Source organism: Enhygromyxa salina (assembly GCF_002994635.1).
In the GTDB taxonomy this organism is placed as follows: domain Bacteria; phylum Myxococcota_A; class Polyangia; order Nannocystales; family Nannocystaceae; genus Plesiocystis; species Plesiocystis salina_B.
Window position 1 is genome coordinate 25,595 of record NZ_PVNL01000126.1, and the last position, 19,466, is coordinate 45,060.

5 protein-coding genes are annotated in these 19,466 nt (G+C 70.8%); 2 read left to right on the plus strand and 3 right to left on the minus strand.

Features of this window, described 5'->3' with window-relative positions; all coding sequences use genetic code 11:
- Window positions 1-215: 215 nt before the first annotated feature.
- Window positions 216-1,067, plus strand: a complete 852-nt coding sequence (locus ENSA7_RS33300) for a Cys-rich lipoprotein (RefSeq protein ID WP_504823233.1) — start codon at window positions 216-218, stop codon at window positions 1,065-1,067.
- A 33-nt stretch (window positions 1,068-1,100) separates the two neighbouring features.
- Here the strand turns inward: ENSA7_RS33300 and ENSA7_RS33305 are convergent, their stop codons facing one another.
- From ENSA7_RS33305 to ENSA7_RS33315, 3 genes are all read right to left on the minus strand, one after another.
- Window positions 1,101-1,727 carry a hypothetical protein gene (locus ENSA7_RS33305; protein ID WP_146158428.1) on the minus strand — a complete coding sequence of 209 codons (627 nt, stop codon included), beginning with the start codon at window positions 1,725-1,727 and terminating at the stop codon, window positions 1,101-1,103.
- A gap of 16 nt (window positions 1,728-1,743) precedes the next feature.
- Window positions 1,744-5,607 (minus strand): serine/threonine-protein kinase, encoded by a 3,864-nt coding sequence (locus ENSA7_RS33310; protein ID WP_106093452.1) that lies wholly within the window; start codon window positions 5,605-5,607, stop codon window positions 1,744-1,746.
- A 444-nt stretch (window positions 5,608-6,051) separates the two neighbouring features.
- Window positions 6,052-10,422: a serine/threonine-protein kinase gene (locus ENSA7_RS33315; protein WP_106093453.1), complete on the minus strand. Its 4,371-nt coding sequence runs from the start codon at window positions 10,420-10,422 to the stop codon at window positions 6,052-6,054.
- A 1,322-nt stretch (window positions 10,423-11,744) separates the two neighbouring features.
- On the opposite strand from ENSA7_RS33315, the gene ENSA7_RS33320 reads away from it, so the two are divergent.
- A partial coding sequence (locus ENSA7_RS33320; protein ID WP_106093454.1) for an SDR family NAD(P)-dependent oxidoreductase occupies window positions 11,745-19,466 on the plus strand: 7,722 nt, incomplete at its 3' end.

Genomic DNA, 19,466 nt, shown 5'->3' on the forward strand with positions numbered 1-19,466 from the left:
CAGACAAGACCACTCCGCATACGCGGGGTGGTCTTTTTCATTGGAGCAACTCGAGCGTGGACCGATCAGTCGATCATTGAAATTGCAGCTGTCCAGACCGCGCGTCCGACGCGGCACGAGGGTGAGAGATCGAGAAAAGCTCAATGATTTCAATAGATTCAAACAGCTATAGGAATTATGTTTGCTTAAGTAGTTAAAGTAGCTATCAAAGTTAAATGACTCGGGCAATCTGTCTCACGGTGACTGCGACTCTCGGCCTCTTCGCGTGTGGTGGCGGGGGCCTCCTGCTTCCAGATGACAGCGCAGGGGAGGCATCCGACGGCGGAGATGGCGACGGCGACGGCGACGGCGACTCGATCGGGGATCCCGACGACGGGACCGAGACCGGCGCCAACTTCGTGCCCCTCGACTTGGTCGGAGAAGAGCAGTGCGACCCGTGGGCGCAGGACTGCCAGGAGGGGGAGAAGTGCGTGCCCTACGGGAGCACCGGTGGAAATTGGGACAACAACAAGTGCGTCCCCGTGGAGGGGGATGGCCAACCTGGCGACACGTGCGTGTACGGGGGGACCGCGGCCGCGACCGACGACTGCGGGGCCGACTCGCACTGCTGGGACGTGATGGACGTCGACGGACAGGCCGTGGGCGTGTGCACACCGTTTTGTAGTGGCAACCCAGATAGCCCGATCTGCGGGCCCGGGACCTCGTGCCTGGTCGCCAACGAAGGCTCGATCACGCTGTGCATCGAGACCTGCGATCCGCTGTTGCAGGCCTGCAGCGAGGGCTTGGGCTGCTTTTGGGCCAACAACGAGTTCAACTGCATCTTCACCGCGGGCGACATCCCCGAGGCCGAGCCGTGTGGCTTCGTCAACGACTGCGCGCCGGGTCTGCTGTGCACCACCGGCGAGGTGTTGCCGAGCTGCACCGGATCGAATTGCTGCACCGCCTACTGCGAGCTGAGCTCCCCCGAGTGTCCGGTCGAGGGGACGGAGTGCTCGCCCTTCTTCGAGGAAGGCACGGCTCCACCCACCTACGAAGACGTCGGGCTGTGCATCCTGCCCGGCGCCTGAGGGGAGCTGCCTGAGGGAGCTGCCTGAGGGACGCTAGAGCTCGCGCGAGACGTGGAGGTCGAAGCCAAACTCGGCGAGCGGGCGATGGTCGGGCGTCTGGGGCCGCCACACCAACACAGCGTGGTTGGCGGTCTCGCGGACGTCTTCGAAGTACACATACCCACGCATCTGCGTGCCTGGCATCAACACTCCCCACGGGAGGCCCAGGCGGCCGAGCTCGGCGTCGTCGGTCCGCACGGTCTCGTAGTTCATGCTGCGGCCCGGATCGTAGCCGAGCTGCGCTTGCACGTAGGCGTTGGGATCGCCGCCGTCGGGGATCGCTTGGAACGCACCGCCGGCGTCCAACAGCGCGTAGTCGAAGCCCCGGCGGTCCCGCAGCTCGAAGTCGCCGGGGGCCAGCAGCAGCGGCTCGGAGCCCATGTTGGCGATCAGCAGATGAACGATCGTGAGGTCTTCGCCGTAGGCCGAGTCGCCGGCCCAGCTCTCGGTCGTGAGCACCACGGTGATCCCCGAGCCAGCGTCGCGGGCGACGAGTCGGTGGGATCCGTCTGCCGCGACGAGTCGGACTTGCGAGGCGCAGGCCAGCGGCGCGGCGCACAGACCCACGAGCGCGAGCTTCAAGAGCCCCTTGTGCATGTGCAGTGCGAGCCGGTCGAGCACGGCCGCAGTCTAACACTCAGGGGAGGCCGAGGCCGGGGATCAGCATCTGGGCGAGGCGCTCGGGCTCGGCGACCCCAGCGTCGAGGAAGAACCGCAGGCCTTGCGTGCGGTGGTCGTGGGCCCGATCGCGGTCGTCGCTGAGCGAGGCCAGGGCCAGGCGCGCGGCGGCGGCGTAGGGCAGGGCGCGGCACCGGACGAAGCTGGCCAGCGCGGTCTCGAGCGACACGCGGGCCCGCGCCCGATCGCCGTCTTGCGCGAACATGACGCCCTGGTAGGCCTCGCCGCGGCCGCGGTGATAGGTGCCGGGGTAGGCGAGCAGGAACTTGATCGGTCGCAGCAGCGGACGGTGCGACATGGTCGGGCGTCCAGCGCGGACCGCGAGCAGCGCCGAGATCTCGGCGCCGCAGGCCTCGGCCTTGGCATCGGGCGCGCGCACGGTCATCGACGCGCGCATGGGTCCGCGGCCGGCGTCGAACATCCGCATCGCCTCCTCACCCTTGCCGTCATAGATCGCGCAGCGGATCTTGCTGAGCAGCGCCGACAGGTGCCCGATCGTGAAGCTCTTGGGATCGAGCAAGGCCAGGCCCTCGTCGACGGTTGCGAGCAGGGCGTCTGGGCGACCCTGGATCAGGTGGGTCATGCCGAAGTCGGGGCTGACGTAGGCGTGGATCAGCGCCGAGCGATCGTCCCGACCGCGGGCGTCGTCGAGGTACTCGCGCAGCTGGGCCTCGAGCGATCGGTAGTCTCCGGCCCGGGCGCTGGCGATCGTGCGCATCAGCAGCGCGAGGCTGGTCATGATCGCCCGAACCGCGACGCCGAGATCATCGCCTCGATCGGCGCGCCCGGATCGCCGCAGCTTTCGCAGCGCCACAGTCACGCTCTGCCGGTACTGCTCACAGTCCTCGGCGACCAGCCCAATGTGGACGCCCCGCTGCAGGGCCACGCACGCGATCGCGAAGGGATCGGGGGCGTCGAGCCCGTCGAGCAGCGCCTCGGCGTCGTTCATGAGCTGCTCGCCCTTGCTGTTTTGACCGAGGTAGCTGCGGGTCACCCCCTCGAGGCTCAGGGCGATCGCGACCTTGTCGGGGTCCTGGCTGCGCAGCGCGAGGCGGACGTAGGCGGCGGTGAAGTAGCCGGCCAGGAACATGTCGTGGGGCAGGAACACCCGCGACGCGGCCGAGCAGATCTCGAGGCGCAGGCGCTCTTCGAACCCGAGCTCGACCTCGCCCGCGCGGGGCCGAAACCCACGCAGGCGCAGCAAGGTGCGCTCGCGCAGCAGGTGCAGCATGGTCGTGGTCTCGCCGCGGGGGATCGGCAGGCTCAGCTCGCGGCCGAGATCGGCGAGCAGGTCCACGCCCGTGTCGAATTGACCGGCCGACAGCAGGTGGATCGCGGCCTTGGTCCGCAGCTCGAGCGCCGAGGCGACCGAGACCGTGCTGGTCTCGGCGTCGAGGTAGGCGTGCGCGGCCTCGATCCCACGACCGGTCCACGCGAGCGCGTGGGCGCGGGCGACGAGCAGCTCCTGGCGGTCCGCGCTGTCCTCGGGTGGGTGGCGCAGGGCCAGGTTGTACAGCTGCACGGCGTTCTGGAACGCCATCGCGCTCATCGCCACGTCGGCGGCCTCGACGGCCCAGCCCGCGGCCTCGACCTCTTCGCCCGCGTGGAGCAGGTGGCTGACCAGGCGCTCGACGTCCTCGCCCTGGACCTCGAGCATCCGCGCGATCGCGAGGTGGGTCGCGCGGGCTTGATCGGGGTCGATGTGGGCCAGCAGGGTCTGGCGGATCTGATCGTGATAGACCTCGACGCGGCCGGCATGGGCGCCGCTGGTCGAGCGGATCCACAGGCGGGCGCGCAGGACATCGAGCGCGCGGTTGAGCTCGGCGCCGTCGAGCCTGGCCAGGCTCGCCAGGTCGGCCGGCTCGAGCGGGCGCTCGGCGATCGCCAGCACGTCGAGCACCGCCCGCTCACGCGCCGCCAGCGGGGCGATCTCGGTCCACAGGCACTCCGCCAGCGAGGGCGGCTCCGCGGACGCGAAGTCGGTGGTCGAGCGGAGCAGGACGTCGAGGAAGAAGGGGTGGCCGGCGGCGGCCTCGACCAGCGAGTGGGCCAGCGCCGACTGCCCGTCGACCGGGCGACCGTGCAGCTCGGCGAGCACCGTGATGTCGGCGCTGGTCAGGGGCCCGAGCGTGAGCTGCTCGAGCGAGGGCGAGCGCAAGAACGGCAGCGCGGCCTCGGGCGGCGCCTCGAGCAGCTCGGTCCGGCCGGTCGCCAGGACCGCGAGCGGCGGCGCGTCGGTGCCCGAGGTCAGCGCCGAGAGCAGCGACCAGCTGCCCGGATCGGCCCACTGGAGATCCTCGATCACCAGGACCAGGTGGCTGCGCTCGGCCAGCCGGGCGAACAGCTCACGGAACGCCGCGAACATCTGCCGCTGCAGGGCCCCGCGGTGCTGCCACGAGCCGTGGCGTACGCCCATCTCGGCGAACGCCCGGACCCGCTGCAGCACCGGAAACGCGCGGCACAACAGCCAAGCCTGGCGCGGCAGCAGCTCGCGGATCTCGACCAGGCCGAACCGCTCGGGCAGCTCGATGCTGAGCTGATCGACGAGGGTGTCGAAGGCCTTGAACCGGACCTGCTCGTGCTCGTGACAGCGGCCGCGCAGGATCCATGGGCGCATGTTGACCTGCGCCGCCGAGCGGCTGATCGCCTCGCGGACCAGCGCCGACTTGCCGATCCCCGACTCGCCCAAGATCAGGATCTGGCGAGCCTGCTTGGTGCGCGTGGCCGCCACCGCCCGCGAGAGCTCGGCGAGCTCGAACTCGCGACCGACGCAGGGCAGCTCGCGGACGCCCGAGACATCCGGCCCCTCGTCGCGCACGCCCCCCCAGGCCTTCGGCCCCGCGCCCAGCCACTGCAAGATCGTTTCGCCGGTCGGCCGCGCGCTGGGATCGACGGCGAGCAGCTCCATGCACAGCTGCTCGAGATCTTCGGGGACCGCTTGATCCGTCAGCGCGCTCGGGTGCTTGGTGACCTCGAACTGCTTGTCCGACATCATGGTCAGCGAGGTCCCGGTCACGGGCCAGCTGCCGCACAGGGCCTCGTACAACATCACGCCGACGGCGTACCAGTCCGCGGGCGGCCCGGTCGGCAGACCCGACGCTTGCTCGGGCGCCATGTAGGCTGGGGTCCCGACCACCTTCGTCTCTTGCTTGGCGCGCTCGTCCTCGAATTCGCTGATCAGCCCAAAGTCCAGAATCACCACCCGCCCCGCGGGCGTCACCAGCACGTTGGAGGGCTTGAGATCCCGGTGAACCCGGCCCGACTCGTGGAGCGTGCGGGTGGCGTCGACCAGCTGCAGCAAGCAGTGGCGCAGCCGCCCCTCCTCGAACAGATCAGCCCCGTTGCCGCCCGTCTTGTCTGGATCTCCGCCGTCGAACCCACCGACCGCCGTGATGCTGCCGCCGCTGAGCAGGCGCGGATCGGAGCCCACGCCCGTGTTGGTCCCGGTCCCCGTGGTCGTGCCCCGCAGCTGGCTCGGCCGCGCCGTCGAGGCGAAGCTCTCGTGGCTCTCGGGGATCGGTCGGACGTGATCCAGGAAGCTCGTCCCATCGATGTACTCCATCGACAGGTACCACTGCCCCTCCGACTCGAACAGCTCACCGAGGCTGACCAGGTTGGGATGCGCGAGCCCCTTGACCGAGCGGAACTCGTGCTTGAAGCGCAGCAGTGCCTTGCCGGTCACCTGCCCAACCGTCTTGAGCGCGACGCGAACCCGAAGCCGACGATCGTAAGCGAGCGAGACCGTACCCATCCCGCCCTCGCCCAGAGGCCCAAGCACCTCGAAGCGATCGAACAGCGAGTCGGCTGAGTCCTGCGTGTTCATCCTGGGGACGCACTGAGGCTACTCGCTCGCCGGGCCCCCACAAAACCCCACGACGCAGGAGGGGTGGAAGCAAGCGAGCCTGAATGGGAAGATGTCCGAGGCCAGAAGAGCCCCCTTCTAGCCCCCCCAGGAGCGAGCGAGCCTGAATGGGAGGATGTCCGAGGCCAGAAGAGCCCCCTTCTAGCCCCCCAGGAGCGAGCGAGCCTGAATGGGAGGATGTCCGAGGCCAGAAGAGCCCCCTTCTAGCCCCCCAGGAGCGAGCGAGCCTGAATGGGAAGATGTCCGAGGCCAGAAGAGCCCCCTTCTAGGGGGCCAATGATGCCCCCGCCAACAACCAGCCCATTGGGAGCGAGCGAAGCGAGTGACCGCGAAGTGCGAAGCCGCCCCGTGGGGGTCCTAAACCAGTGACCCGCGAAGTGCGAAGCCGCCCCGTGGGGGTCTAAATCAATACCTGCCGCCATCGGCAAGGATCTGGCGGACGTCTGGGAGCGATTGGTAGCCCTCGCGCAGCTCGTAGTCGCGGAGGTCATCCAGGCGGCTCTGAACCGCCCGTGCGGCCTCGGACAGCAGCGCCCGGGCCTCGGACTCGTGACCTTGGTCGCGCAGCAGCCGGCCGAGGTGGTGGAGCGAGCGGACCCCGTCGACCGGGGCGGCGCCGAGCCGGACCAGGCGCTCGGCGTCGCGCTCGTGGGCGATCGCCCGGGCGCTGTCACCCTGACGCACCGCGATGAGCGCCAGCACGTGCGCGGCGCGGGCGGTGCTCGAGCGCAGCCCCGACGCGCGGCCCCGATCGTAGACGCTGGTGGCGATCAGGTCGGCCTCGGCGATCGCCTGCTCGCTGGGGCTGGCGTCGCCGTGCTCGTCGACGGGCGTGGTGACGAGCACGCGGGCGAGCCGGACCTCGGCGCGCAGCTGCGTGCGGATGTCGCCGCGCCGGGCGGCGACCTTGGCCGCGTCGGTCAGCAGCACGTGCGCGGCCTCGGGGTCGCCGAGGTGGGCGACGACGATCCCGAGGCTGACCATCACGTCGTTGAGCAGCCCAGGGTGACCGATCGCCTCGTGCAGCTCGAGCGCCTTGCGAAGGTAGCGCTCGGCCCGTTGGTACAGCCCGATCGCGGTGTAGGCGAGCCCGAGGTTGGCCAGCTTGACCCCGGTCGCGAAGCGATCGCCGAGATCCCGATCGATCCCCAGGGCGGCCTTGAAGCAGTCGATCGCCTCTTGATAGTGGGTGCTGCGCCCGGCGACCTCACCGAGGTTGTTGAGGGCCTCGGCCTCGAGCCGCCGATGGCCGATGCTCCGCGCGAGGTGCAGGGCCTCACGAAAGGTCTCGCTGGCGGGCTCGAGCCGCCCGGTCCCCAGCTGGACCCGGCCGATCGCTCGGAGCAGCCGCACGCGCAGGCGGACGCCGCGGTGGTCGTGGGCACAGAACACCAGCGAGTCGCGGGCGACCGACTCGGCCTCGTCGAAGTGACCGCGGGCGAACATCAGCTCGCTCTCGAGCTCACCGAGGATCGCCAGGTAGGGCTCGGGCTCGGCCAGCGCGTGGACCTGGGCCTGCAGACGCGGGACCAGGCGCGTGGCTCGATGGCTGCGCCCGCACTCGAGGTAGAACCGCAGCAGCCGCAGCGAGGCCACGACCTGCTTGACCGGCTTGTCGGGGCCATCGAGCGCGTCCGCGACCGCGAGGAGCTGGCGAATGTCGGCGCCCTGGGCCCGGCGTCGGCCCCACGCCCGCAAGATCGGCTCGCGGTCGAGCAGGACCTCGAAGCGGCGCGGATCATCGGAATCGAGCGCGCGCAGCGCCTGGCTCAGGAAGTAGTAGGCCTCGACGTTGCCCGCCACGTTCTCGGCGTAGTGGGCCGCCCGCATGGCCGGTCCGTACGCCTCCTGGAACCGACCGGCGTGCATGAGGTGGTCGGCGATCGGCCCGTCGTCGCGGCCCCCGGCGTAGTCGTGGCGGGCCTGCTTGATCTCGGCCGCGCGCCCGTGGAGGTGCTCGAGCGAGGTGAGCGGGATCTGGGCCTTGCAGACCTCGTGGAGGCTGACCGTCACGAACCGCAGGCCGTGATCGTGCGGGGCGCGACGATCTCGTTGGCGGTGGCGACCCGGGTCGCTGGCCGACGACATGTCCTCGGTGCCCGGCAGGTCGTGCTCGATCAAGCTGGCGTCGAGCAGGGTCTCGAGGTTGCGCGCCACGCTGCGGTCGAGCAGGTCGGCGAGCTCGGCCGCCCGAAAGCTGCGCCCGAGCACCGCCGCGCCCAGCAGCGTGTCGCGGTCCGAGGGCGCGAGATCGTCGACGCGGGCCTGCAGCGCCGCCTCGATGCTGGGCGGCAGCTCGATCTCGGCCCCGCGCTCGCGCACGACCAGGTAGCGAGCCTGGGCGTTCCAGGTGATCGTGCCGTGGTGCAGCAGCGAGGCCAGGATCTCCTCGATGAACAGCGGATGGCCGCCCGTGCGGGCGAGGATCGCATCGCAGAGCTCGGCGGCCTCGCGCGGGTCCTCGAACCGACGCAGGATCATCTCGCGGGCCGCGGCCGGGTCGAGCTCGGGCAGCTCGACGACGCTGACGCCGTCGCGCGCGGCGAAGTCCGACGCGCGCGGGCCTGGCCGCGCCGAGGAGATGCCGAGGATCGGCAGCGGGTGCGAGGCGTCAGCCCACTCCTCGAGCACGCGCAAGCTCGGCTCGTCGATGAAGTGCAGGTTCTCGATGACGATCAGCACCGGCCGACGCTGGGCCAGCGCGCGGATCAGCCGGCGGATCAACCGGTGGATCCGCTCGCGGCGCTGACGTGGGTCGAGCTCGGACTCGGCGCTTCCGGTGCCCGTGAAGTACAGACCCAGGGCCGACGCCAGCGCCGTGGCCAGCTGCTCGGCCTCGCGGACGCCGTAGTCTTCGAGCTTGCGGATGATCGTCTCGAGCCGGGTGTCGGACTCGATCCGCAGGAACCGACGCAGCAAGGTCAGGAACACCCCGAGCGGCTGGTTGCGGGTCGACCACTGGCCGACGCCGCGCAGCACCGCACACGCGGAAGACGGCAGCGACGCGACGAAGCGATCGATGATCGCCTGCTTGCCCATGCCGGGCCCGCCGAGGATCAGCAGGCTGCGGCTGATCGGCCCGCGGATCGCCTCGGCGAAGCTGTCGCGCAGGGCCTTGAGCTCGAGCTCGCGCCCGAACAGAGACTTGCGGCCGACCCAGGTCTGCTGGCTGCGCCGCTCGGCCTCCGACAGCGGCCCGAGCACGGGCGCCACGCGCTGAAAGTCGGCGGCCCACGGCGAGCCGGCCGACGCCTCGGGGATCTGGGGGTCGAGCCAGCCGGCCTCGCCGATCCGCCAGGCCCGGCGGAGCCGCTCGGTGAGCTCGCCGGCGACCATGATCGGCTCTTCGACGACGTGGCGACCGACACGGTCGAGCTGCTCGGCGAGGCCCGGCGGCAGCTCGATCGTGAGCTTGCCATCTTCACCGCGAACCAGCGTGACGTGGGTGGCGAGCAGGACCAGGCCCAGATCCACGCCGGGCGCGAACTCGGCCACGCTCTCGCGCATGGTCCGGGCCACCCGCAGGGCTCGCTCGGCGTCGTCGCTGGCGCTGAGCATGGTCCCAAACACCAACAGCGCGCCGCGGTCGTCGAGCCGCTGGACGTGAGCCTCGCGCTTGAACGCGACGTCGCGGACCAGATCGAGCAGCGGGCGGACGTTGAGCGGGGTGTCGCGCGGCGCGGATCCGGGCTCGAGGCTGGCGTAGAGCAGCACACAGCGGGCCGAGCTGCGCGACGGACCGAGCGCGAGCTCCGAGTCGCCGACCTCGCGGGTCTCGACCACCGACAGCGACGAGGGGGCGCGCGACGAGGCCCGGACCGCGTGCTTTTGCGGCTCGTCCCCCCGGTAGCTGGCGAGGTACTGCGAGAGCACCTCGTCGTCGACGACTGGATCGGCGCGGTGCAAAAATTGGGCGAGCGCCGACTGCATCTCGCGAGCCGACTCCCAGCGCTGATCCGGGTCGCGGGCGAGCGCCTTGTCGACGATCTGCGCCAGCTCGTCGGATAGATCCGGGGCCCGCTCGAGGATCGGCGGGATCGCCTGGTTGCGGACCATGTTGAGGGCCTCGAGCCGATCGCGGGTCCGGAACAAGAGCTCGCCGGTCAGCAGCTCGTGGAGCACCACGCCGAGCGAGTAGATGTCCGAGCGCTGGTCGACCGGCCGGCCCATCGACTGCTCGGGGGACATGTACGCGACCTTGCCCTTGATCGTCTCGAGCTCGGGCGGGGCGTGGCCCTTGTCCCAGGCCTTGCGGGTGCGGGCGATGCCGAAGTCGAGGATCTTGACCTGGCCCTCCCAGCTCAGCATCAAGTTGTGCGGGCTGACGTCGCGGTGGACGATCCCGAGCGGCGTGCCGTAGTCGTCACACTTGCGGTGCGCGTAGGCCAGCCCCGACGCGACCTGGTGACCCACGTAGGCGCCGATCACCGCGGGGAATCCGTCTTCGCGCCCGCGCACGGCGTGAAACAGGCGCATCAGATCGACGCCCTCGATCAGCTCCATCGCCAGATAGAAGGTGCCGCGGATCTGACCGAAGTCGAACACCTGAACGATGTTGGCGTGGTTGAGGCTCAGCGCGATCTTGGCCTCGTCGACGAACATCCGCGTGAAGTCGCGATCGTCGGCGAAGTCTGCCCGGATCCGCTTGATGACGACCCACTTGGTCAGGCCTTCGGCGACGCGAACGCTGGCCTGGTAGACCTCGGCCATGCCGCCCTCGCCGATCACGCGGGTGAGCACATAGCGGCCGAAGGGGCGGGGGAGGTCGTCAGTCATGCGGGCGCTCGGGGTGGTCGGACCGTGTACCACCGGTGGCGGCGCACGTCATCGCGGCTGTAGTCTGGGCGTGAACAGGGTTTGGGCCGTGATCGAACACATGTTCTGAGATGAGCTGGCGGTCAGCTCCGGCTCGGGGCTACGAGGATCCCGGCACGATCGAGCCCGCTTCGACGAAGCCCGACCGCGGGACCTCGTGCCGTCCGACGCCGGGTGGCCGAGGACCTCGAGGCGGGCGCGGGCGTCGTGACCGTTCGGGTGCGTGAGCGCGACCGAGATCAACCGGGGTGGTGGCTTCGATCGGTGACTCGAACGAGGGCCGCATGTCGATCGAACAAGGGCCGGATGTCGAGCCGGAGACCGCGATGTCGGTGGCCGACGCGGCGGCTGGCGCGACGGTCCGCTCGGCCTGCTGAACTGGGCTCGCGGGCAGGCACGGGCGGACGACGGTGGTCCAGGTGATCACCTCGCGGACTGGCCAGTGATCAAAGTGTCGGTGACGGTGTTGGGGCTGTAAGGTTTGCCCCGCCTGGTCAGCTGTCCAAGCTTCTCGAACACGAACTGCGTGAGCAAGGTTCACGCGCGGCCCTTCCTGTCCGTATGCTCGCCGTGTGGAACAACTCATCTTCGCGAAAGCGAACAGTTAGTACCCCAAGCCGGTCTCCACGCGAACGCTCCCCATCACCGAATTCAGCCTCCAGTCAGCCTTCTACGTGGGTGAAAACGGTCGACTCGGCCGCGCGGCCGAGTCGACCGCACTGGAATTTTTGCGATCGACTGTGTGGCGATCTCGGCGGCATCGTTGATTCACAAGTCTATGCAATCTCGAATCCGATCTGAGGGAATGGTCACAAACAACGGGGTCCGGGACAAATCGCTGGGCGGGCGGCGGACCAACTGCTGGTGTGGTTGAGCGTCGAACCTTCTCGCCCTCGTGGCCACCATCGTCCGGTGAGAGGCCTTCAGAGCGAAGAGCAGGCCCGTGGGTAGACACGAGGGGAGGGCCAAGAACAGGGCTTGACCCTTCGCATTGCGCATGGCAGAAAGGCGCAGAACCTGCCAGTCACGGAAGGGGAGGGGCCGGGAACGGTGAGCTGGTTCAACCTCCAGCTTCGAAGCGGCTGGGGGAGCGAGCGAGTTGCGCTGCTCGAGGTGTAGCTGAACCTACAGCTGCATCTGTGCGCAATGATCCAGGCCGAAATCACCGAAGAACTCATCTTTATGCGGAGAGCGCCCCCGGGATGACCAAGTCGATGACTTGGTTGTTTCGCTGATGTGTCTGCAATGTGATCAGCAGCTGTCCTCATTGGCCCATGCGACTCATGACCGAATATCCAAAATTCTCGGAGACGTTTTTGATTACAGCCGAGAACCCGCTGCTCAGTGGCCATGTCGTGTATGGCCGCAGCCTGTTGCCAGGCGTGGGGTATGTCGACCTCGTCTTGCAGGTGCTCGCCCGTCAGGGGTTCCCGATGCACGAGCTCGAGCTTCGCAAGCTGACGATCTTTGCGCCGTTGGTGGCGGAGCAGGGCGCCCCGGTACAGACGACGGTCGCGGGCCAGCCCGTGGGCACGGGGGGCTGGCGCGTCGAGGTGCGGAGTCGACGAGAAGGGGACGCGACGGAGGTGCTCCACGCCGTCGTCGAGGCTGTCGCGTGCGAGCCCAAGCACTTCACGGGCCGGCTCGCGCTGCCCGTGGCACGACCCCGTGAATTCACGTCGCTGACGGAGATCTACGGGTGGTGCAAGAACCAGGATCTTCGCCACTCGGGCATCATGAAGGTCGAGGGCGGGGTCCATCATCGCTCCGACGACTGGGTCGCCGAGGTCGAGCTCGGCGCCGCCTACCACGGCACGACCAGCTCGTTTTTGTTTCACCCGGCGCTGTTCGAAGCCGGCCTGCTCGGGGGTGGCGTCGCGATCGGCATGCTGTTTCCCGGCGATGACGGGCCCGGGCTCTACCTTCCGCTGATGTTCGAGTCGTTCCGCGCGGCGGGTGGGCTCGGCAAGCGCTGCTACGTCCGTGTGCCGACGGACTCGGTTCATCGCGACGAGGAGCTGGTCCGCTTGCGCGTCGAGTTCTACGACGAAGCGGGGGTCCAGGTCGCGGAGATCGGCCAGTTCGTGGGCAAGCGGGTGCGGGTGGCGAGCTCCCTCGACGTTCGCGAAGGGAGCGGTGAGGCGAGGCAGAGCTCGGCCCCGCGCCCAGCGGGGGCCCAGGCCACCCGACCCGAGGCGGGTCCGCCAGCGGGGGTCGTGGGGATCTTGCAAGGCCTCGTCGCCTCGGCGGTGGGGCTCGAGCCAGACCAGGTCGAGGTCGACCTGGGTTACTACGAGCTGGGTCTGGCCTCGGCCGACCTGCTCCACATCGTCGCGGCGCTGGAGACCGAGCTGTCGCTCTCGCTGTCGCCGACGATCATGTTCGAACACCGGACGATCGCCGAGCTCGCCGAGATGCTGGAGGCGCAGCTGCCGGTCGATCACCCCGCGCTCACGGGGGCCAGTGAGCCGCTCGTGTCGGCGATGGAGCAGGCCGAGGCAGAGGGGCTCGCGAGCCCGAGCGCCCGGATCGCTCCGCCCGAGCGCCCGGCATCGGCATCGGCTGCGGCATCGGCATCGGCTGCGGCATCGGCATCGGCATCGGCTTCGGTGCCGGCTCCGGCTTCGGTGCCCGCTCCGGCTTCGGTGCCCGCTCCGGCTCCAGCGGTCGTCGGGAGCACGGCGCAGTGGCGGGACACCGTGGTTGCCACGGTGACCGAGGACGTCGCCGAGCTGCTCGCGGTCCCGGCTGGGCACATCGGCGCGAGGGTCGAATTTCAGGAGCTGGGGCTCGACTGGAGCAACCTCGTCGAGCTCGCCGAGCGTCTCGACGCGCGCTACGACGTGCGCCTGCCTCAGGCATTGTTTGCCGAGCTGCGGACGATCGATGCCGTCGCCGCCCACCTCGTTGCGAGCCATCGGGACCATCTGGGGCAGGCCCAGAGCCCGAGCTCGTCGGTGGGCACTGCCGCCGCCGGGCCGCCAGTGGGCGGGTGGTTGCGCCCGTCGGGCCAGAGCGCGAAGGGGGGGCTGCGCCTGCGTGGTCACCTGTCGGGCGACGAGCCCTTCCTCGCAGGCCACCGCGTCGCAGGCCAGCGCGTGCTCCCGGGGGTTGCCCACCTCGAGCTGGCTCGGGCGGCCTTCGCCGAGCTCAGGCAAGCGCCCGAGCTCGGTGCGGTCGAGCTGCGCGATGTCGTGTGGTTGCGCCCGGTCGTGGCGGGGGCGGGCGGCGTCGAGCTCGAGCTCGAGCTCGACGAGCACACGACGGGCGCCCACAGCTTCGAGATCTACAGTCTCGACGACCAGGGCGAGCGGACGCTGTGCAGCGAGGGGCGGATCACGCCCAGGGTCGAGGGCGCGCGCGCGTCCGTCGAGCTCGCGGGCCTGCGCGCGCGCTGCAGCGAGGCCCGCTTCGACGCCGAGCAGATCTACGCCCGCTACGCCGAGCTCGGCCTCGACTACGGCCAGGATCACCGGGCCCTCGCCGAACTCGCGATTGGGCATGACGAGACCGGGCGCCCCGAGGTCCTCGCGCGCCTCGAGCTGCCGCCGGCCTCGGCTGGGCTCGGCGCGTGGGCGCTCAATCCCGCGACCCTCGACGGCGCGCTGCAGGCGACGATCGGGCTGTGGCTCACGGAGCAGGGCAGCGGCAGCCTGGCGCTGCCCTTCGTGCTCGAGCGCCTCGAGCTCCTCGCGCCGATCCCCGCGCGCGCCTACGCGTGGATCCGCCATCGCGCGGGCCGGGCCACGGACACCAAGTCGGCCCGCCTCGAGCTCAGCATCTGCGACGAGCGTGGGCGCGTGTGTGCGCAGCTCGTCGGCCTGAGCACGCGAGCCGTGTCGCGGCGGAGCGAGGCGCCGGCCCCGGGCCCGGCGCACGAGGCCGTCGTCGGCCCGCGCGCGGCGGCTTCACGGCCCGAGATCGCGATCGTCGGGCTTGGCGGCCGCTACCCCGAGGCTCCCGACCTCGACGCGTTCTGGGCCAACCTCCGCGAAGGTCGCGACTGCATCCGCGAGGTCCCTGCCGAGCGCTGGGACCACGAGCGCTACGCCGAGGGCGAGGGCTACACGACCTGTAAGTGGGGCGGGTTCCTCGACGAGATCGATCGCTTTGATCCGCTGTTCTTCCAGATCTCCAAGCTCGAGGCCGAGTACCTCGATCCCCAAGAGCGGATCTTTCTCGAGTGTGCTCACCACACGCTCGAGGACGCGGGCTACACCGGCGACGCGCTCGGCCGCGCCGTCGGGGTGTTCGTCGCGGTCATGTACCAGGAGTACCCGCTGCTCGGGGCCGAGGCCCAAGGGCGGGGGCAGCAAGTCGCGCTGTGGGGCAGCGCGTCGACCATCGCCAACCGCGTGTCCTATTTCTATGACTTCCACGGGCCGAGCATGGCCGTGGACACCATGTGCTCGTCGTCGCTCACGGCGATCCACCTGGCCTGCGAGGCGATCGCCAGCGGGCAGTGCGAGGCCGCGCTGGCCGGCGGGGTCAACCTCAGCTTGCACCCCAACAAGTACATGGTCCTCAGTCAGCGCCAGTTCCTGGCCCACGACGGGCGCTGTCGCAGCTTCGGTGTCGGCGGCGACGGCTACGTGCCGGGGGAGGGCGTGGGCGCGGTCCTGCTCAAGCCGCTCGCCAAGGCGCTCGCCGACGGCGACCATGTCTACGGGGTCATCGCCGGGACGGCGCTCAACCATGGCGGACGAACCTCGGGCTACTCGGTCCCGACCCCGACCGCCCAGGGCGAGGTGATCGTCGCGGCGCTCGAGCGCGCGGGCGTCGATCCGCGGGCGCTGAGCTACCTCGAAGCCCACGGCACGGGGACCTCGCTCGGCGATCCGATCGAGATCGCGGGCCTGAGCAAGGCATTTGGCGACGCGGGCGGGGCCCCGGACAACTGCGCGATCGGATCGGTCAAGTCGAACATCGGCCACTGCGAGAGCGCGGCCGGGATCGCGGCGGTGACCAAGGTCCTGCTCCAGCTCCAGCACCGCGAGATCGTCCCGAGTCTCCACTCGGCCGAGCTCAACCCCCACATCGACTTCGAGCGCACCCCGCTGCGCGTGGTTCAGCGCCTCGAGCCATGGGAGCGACCGACGCTGCGGGTCGACGGCGTCGCGCGCCCCGGGCCGCGGATCGCCGGCGTGTCGAGCTTTGGCGGCGGAGGCTCCAACGCGCACGTCGTGATCCGCGAGCACGTGGCCGAGCGTCGCGCGACCGCGCCGGCTGGCTTGGGTCGCCCGGCGCTGTTCGTGCTCTCGGCCGAGCGCGAGGCCCAGCTCGTCGAGCTCGCCGGGCGCCTCGAGGCTCGGCTCGCGGCCTTGGAGCCCGAGCAGCTGCACGACGTCGCCTGGACCCTCCAGATCGGGCGCATGGCCCTGCGCGAGCGCCTCGCGTTTGCGGCGAGCTCGGTGGCCGAGGCGCGGGCGCTGCTCGCAGCCGTGGCCGCGGGTCGGTTGGACGGGCCGGGGCTGGTGCGGGGCCGGGCGGCGCCCGCGGGCGCGCGGGCGGGTGCTTCGCTGAACGCGAAGCTGGCCGCGTGGACCGAGCGTGGCGAGGCCGAGGGGCTGCTGCGCGCCTGGGTCAGCGGTGCGCGCGTGAGCTGGAAGCTCGCGCAGCAGGGCGAGCGTCGGCGGGTGAGCCTGCCGGGCTACCCCTTCGCCCGCGAGCGCTGCTGGATCGAGCTCGACGTCGACGCGGACCGGTCCGCGCCAACCCGGGCCTCGCTGGCATCCGCGCCTGCGCTCGCGTCGGTGGACGGCGCCGAGCTGATGCTGCTGCGTCCGCAGTGGGTCGCCCGCGCGCTCGGGGGTGGGCTCAGCCAGTCCTTCGCGGCCCATCGCGTGGTGGCCCTCGGGGACTGCCCGGCGCGCGCGCGGGCCGAGCTGCGCGCGGCCTTGCCGGCGACCGTGAGCTGCGAGTTCATCGAGCTCGGGGCCGGCTCGCTCGACGAGCAGTGCACCGCCGCGATCGAGGCGGTGTTCGAGCGTGTCCGTGGGTTGCTCGTGCGCGGGGGCTTCCGCCAGCCCGAGCTGCTGCAGGTCGTGCTGCTCGGGGATCCCGAGACGGCGCTCGAGCGCGAGCGCCTCGCCTGTTTCGGCGCGGTCATGGGCGTGCTCGACAGCGCCCGGCGCGAGAATGGGCTGCTGCGCACGCAGCTGCTCGATTGCCTCGACGGGGCCGTCGGCCAGGCTCTCGCGGATCGGCTGGTGGCCGAGGCCGAGGCGCCCGAGCTCGAGGCCCACGTGCGCTACAGCGAGGGCCGGCGCGAGGTCTCGCGCCTGACCGAGCTCAGCGCGGACACCCAGCCCGCGGCGGCGTGGCGCGACGGTGGGGTCTATCTGGTGACCGGCGGGGCCGGGGCGCTCGGGCTGATCGTGGCCGAGGAGATCGCCGCGACGACCCACGGCGCGAGCGTGATCCTGAGCGGGCGCTCGGCGCTCGGTGAGCGCCAGCGCCGGGCCCTCGACGAGCTCCGCGCTGCCGGGCTGCGCGTGGACTACCAGCGCTGCGACGTCGCGCGCCGCGAGCAGGTCGCTCGCTTGCTCGACCACGCTCGCGCCAACTACGGCGCGCTGACGGGCATCGTCCACAGCGCCGGGGTCCTCGACGATGGCTTCGTGGTCCGCAAGCGCCCCGCCCAGGTGCGGGCCGTGCTCGCGCCCAAGATCGCGGGCCTCGTCGCGCTCGACGAGCTCAGCCGCGCGGACGAACTCGAGCTGTTCGTGTGCTTCTCGTCGATCGCCTCGGTGTTCGGCAACCCAGGTCAGAGCGACTACGCGGCAGCCAACGCGTTCATGGACGCCTACGCGGCCTATCGCCGTCGGCTGGTCGCGGCGGGCGAGCGCGCAGGCGCGAGCGTGTCGATCAATTGGCCGCTGTGGGACGCGGGGGGCATGGGCCAGACCCCGGCCGTGCGCGAGCAGCTGCGCGAGGCTGGGCTCGTGCCCCTGGCGACGCACGAGGGAGTCCGGGCGCTGCGCCACGCCCTCGACCCCCGCGGTACCGTTGGCCAGGCCCGCCTGGTCGTGCTCGCCGGGCAGCGCCGTGTGCTCGCCGAGCTGACCCGGGACGCGGCCCCGGTGTCCGAGCCGGTCGCGGACGAGCGTGACCTCGGGGCGCCCTCGTCGGTGCTCGTCGAGCGGGCCGTGGGTTTGTTTCGCCGGATGGTCGCCCGCGCGCTCAAGCTCGATCCCGAGCGCATCGATCCCGACACGCCGCTCGAGCGCTACGGGCTCGACTCGGTCCTCGCGGTCAAGCTGACGTCGAGCCTCGAGCGTGACTTCGGCGAGCTTCCGCGGACGCTGTTGTTCGAGGTCGAGACGCTGCGCGAGCTCGTGCGCGACCTCGATCAGCGCCGGCCTGGGGCCCTGGCCAAGCTCGTCGGTGAGGCCGTGGTCGCGCCGGGTGGTGAGGACGTGGTCGCGTCGGTTGACGAGGCTCCCGCGTCGCGCCGGGCTGTCCCGGCGCGGGCGAGCGCCGCGTCCGAGTCACAGGCCGTGGCGATCATCGGGATCAGCGGCCGCTATCCCCAAGCCGCCGATCTCGACGAGTTTTGGGCCAACCTCCGCGCGGGCAAGGACTGCGTCACCGAGGTTCCCGCCGAGCGCTGGTCCGGGTCGGGAGCTGACCGCCAGTGGTGGGGGGGCTTTCTCGATGGCGTCGACCGCTTCGATCCACTGTTCTTCGGGATCTCGCCGCGCGAAGCGTCGATGATGGATCCGCAGCAGCGCCTGTTCTTGACCACGACGTGGCACTTGCTCGAGCGCAGCGGCGTGACCCAGGCCGCGCTCGACCAGCGCTATGGCCGTCGGGTGGGTGTGTACGTGGGCGCGTCGAGCCAGCTCTACCGTCCACAGGGACCCGACGCCGCGAGCACGGCGCTGACGGCCACGGCCTCCTACAACCTGATCGCCAACCGCGTGTCGCACTTTTTTGGTCTCGAGGGGCCGAGCCTGGCGGTCGACAGCATGTGCACGTCGGCGGCGATGGCCATCCACCTCGCCTGCGTCGATCTGCTCCGCGGTGAGGCCGAGCTCGCGATCGCGGGCGGCGTCAATTTGGCGATTCACCCGGACAAGTACGTCGCGCTCGCGCAGATGGGCCTGCTCGGCAGCGAGCCCGGCAGTCGCAGCTATCGCGCGGGCGATGGCTACCTGCCGGCCGAGGGCGTGGGCGCGGTCTTGCTCAAGCCCCTCGACGCGGCGGTGCGCGACGGCGACGAGCTGCTCGCGGTGATCCGTGGGACCGCGTCCCGCCACAGCGGCCGGGCCAAGGGCTTCATGACCCCGAGCTACCGCGTGCGCGTCGCGACCATGCGGCGAGCGCTGGCCCAGGCCCAGCTCGAGCCCGCGGACATCAGCTACGTCGAGGACGCCGCCGATGGCTCGACCCTGACCGACGAGGTCGGGATCTCGGCGCTGCGCGAGCTGTTTCGTGGCGGCGATGAGCCCGTCGTCGTGGGCACGGTCAAGTCCAACCTCGGTCACCCCGAGGCGGCCTCGGGCATCGCCCAGCTGACCAAGGTCGTGCTGCAGCTCGCCCACGAGGAGCTCGCGCCGCTCGTCGAGGTCGGTCAGCCGAACCCGCAGCTCGGGCTCGACGGCTCGGGGCTCGAGCTGTGCACGCAGCTGCGTCCGTGGCGGTCGCGTGGCTCGGGCGAGGCCCCGCGCCGGGCGCTGATCAACTCGGTCGCCGCGGGCGGCAGCCACGTCAGCCTCGTCATCGAGGAGCCGCCGGCAGCTCCGGTCCAGGTCGCGAGCCCCGCCGACGCGCGTCCGCAGCTGGTGGTCCTCTCGGCCAAGCGCCCGGCCGGCCTGCGCCTGGCCGCGCAGCGCCTCCACGACCACGCGGCGACGAGCGTGGACCACGAGCTGGCGGACCTCGCCTATACGACCCAGCTCGGTCGGGAGCCGTTGGGCGAGCGCCTCGCGGTCGTCGCGGGCTCGGTCGCCGAGCTGCGCGAGGCCCTCGCCGCCTATCTCGTCGCGTCGGCGCCCGCGGGC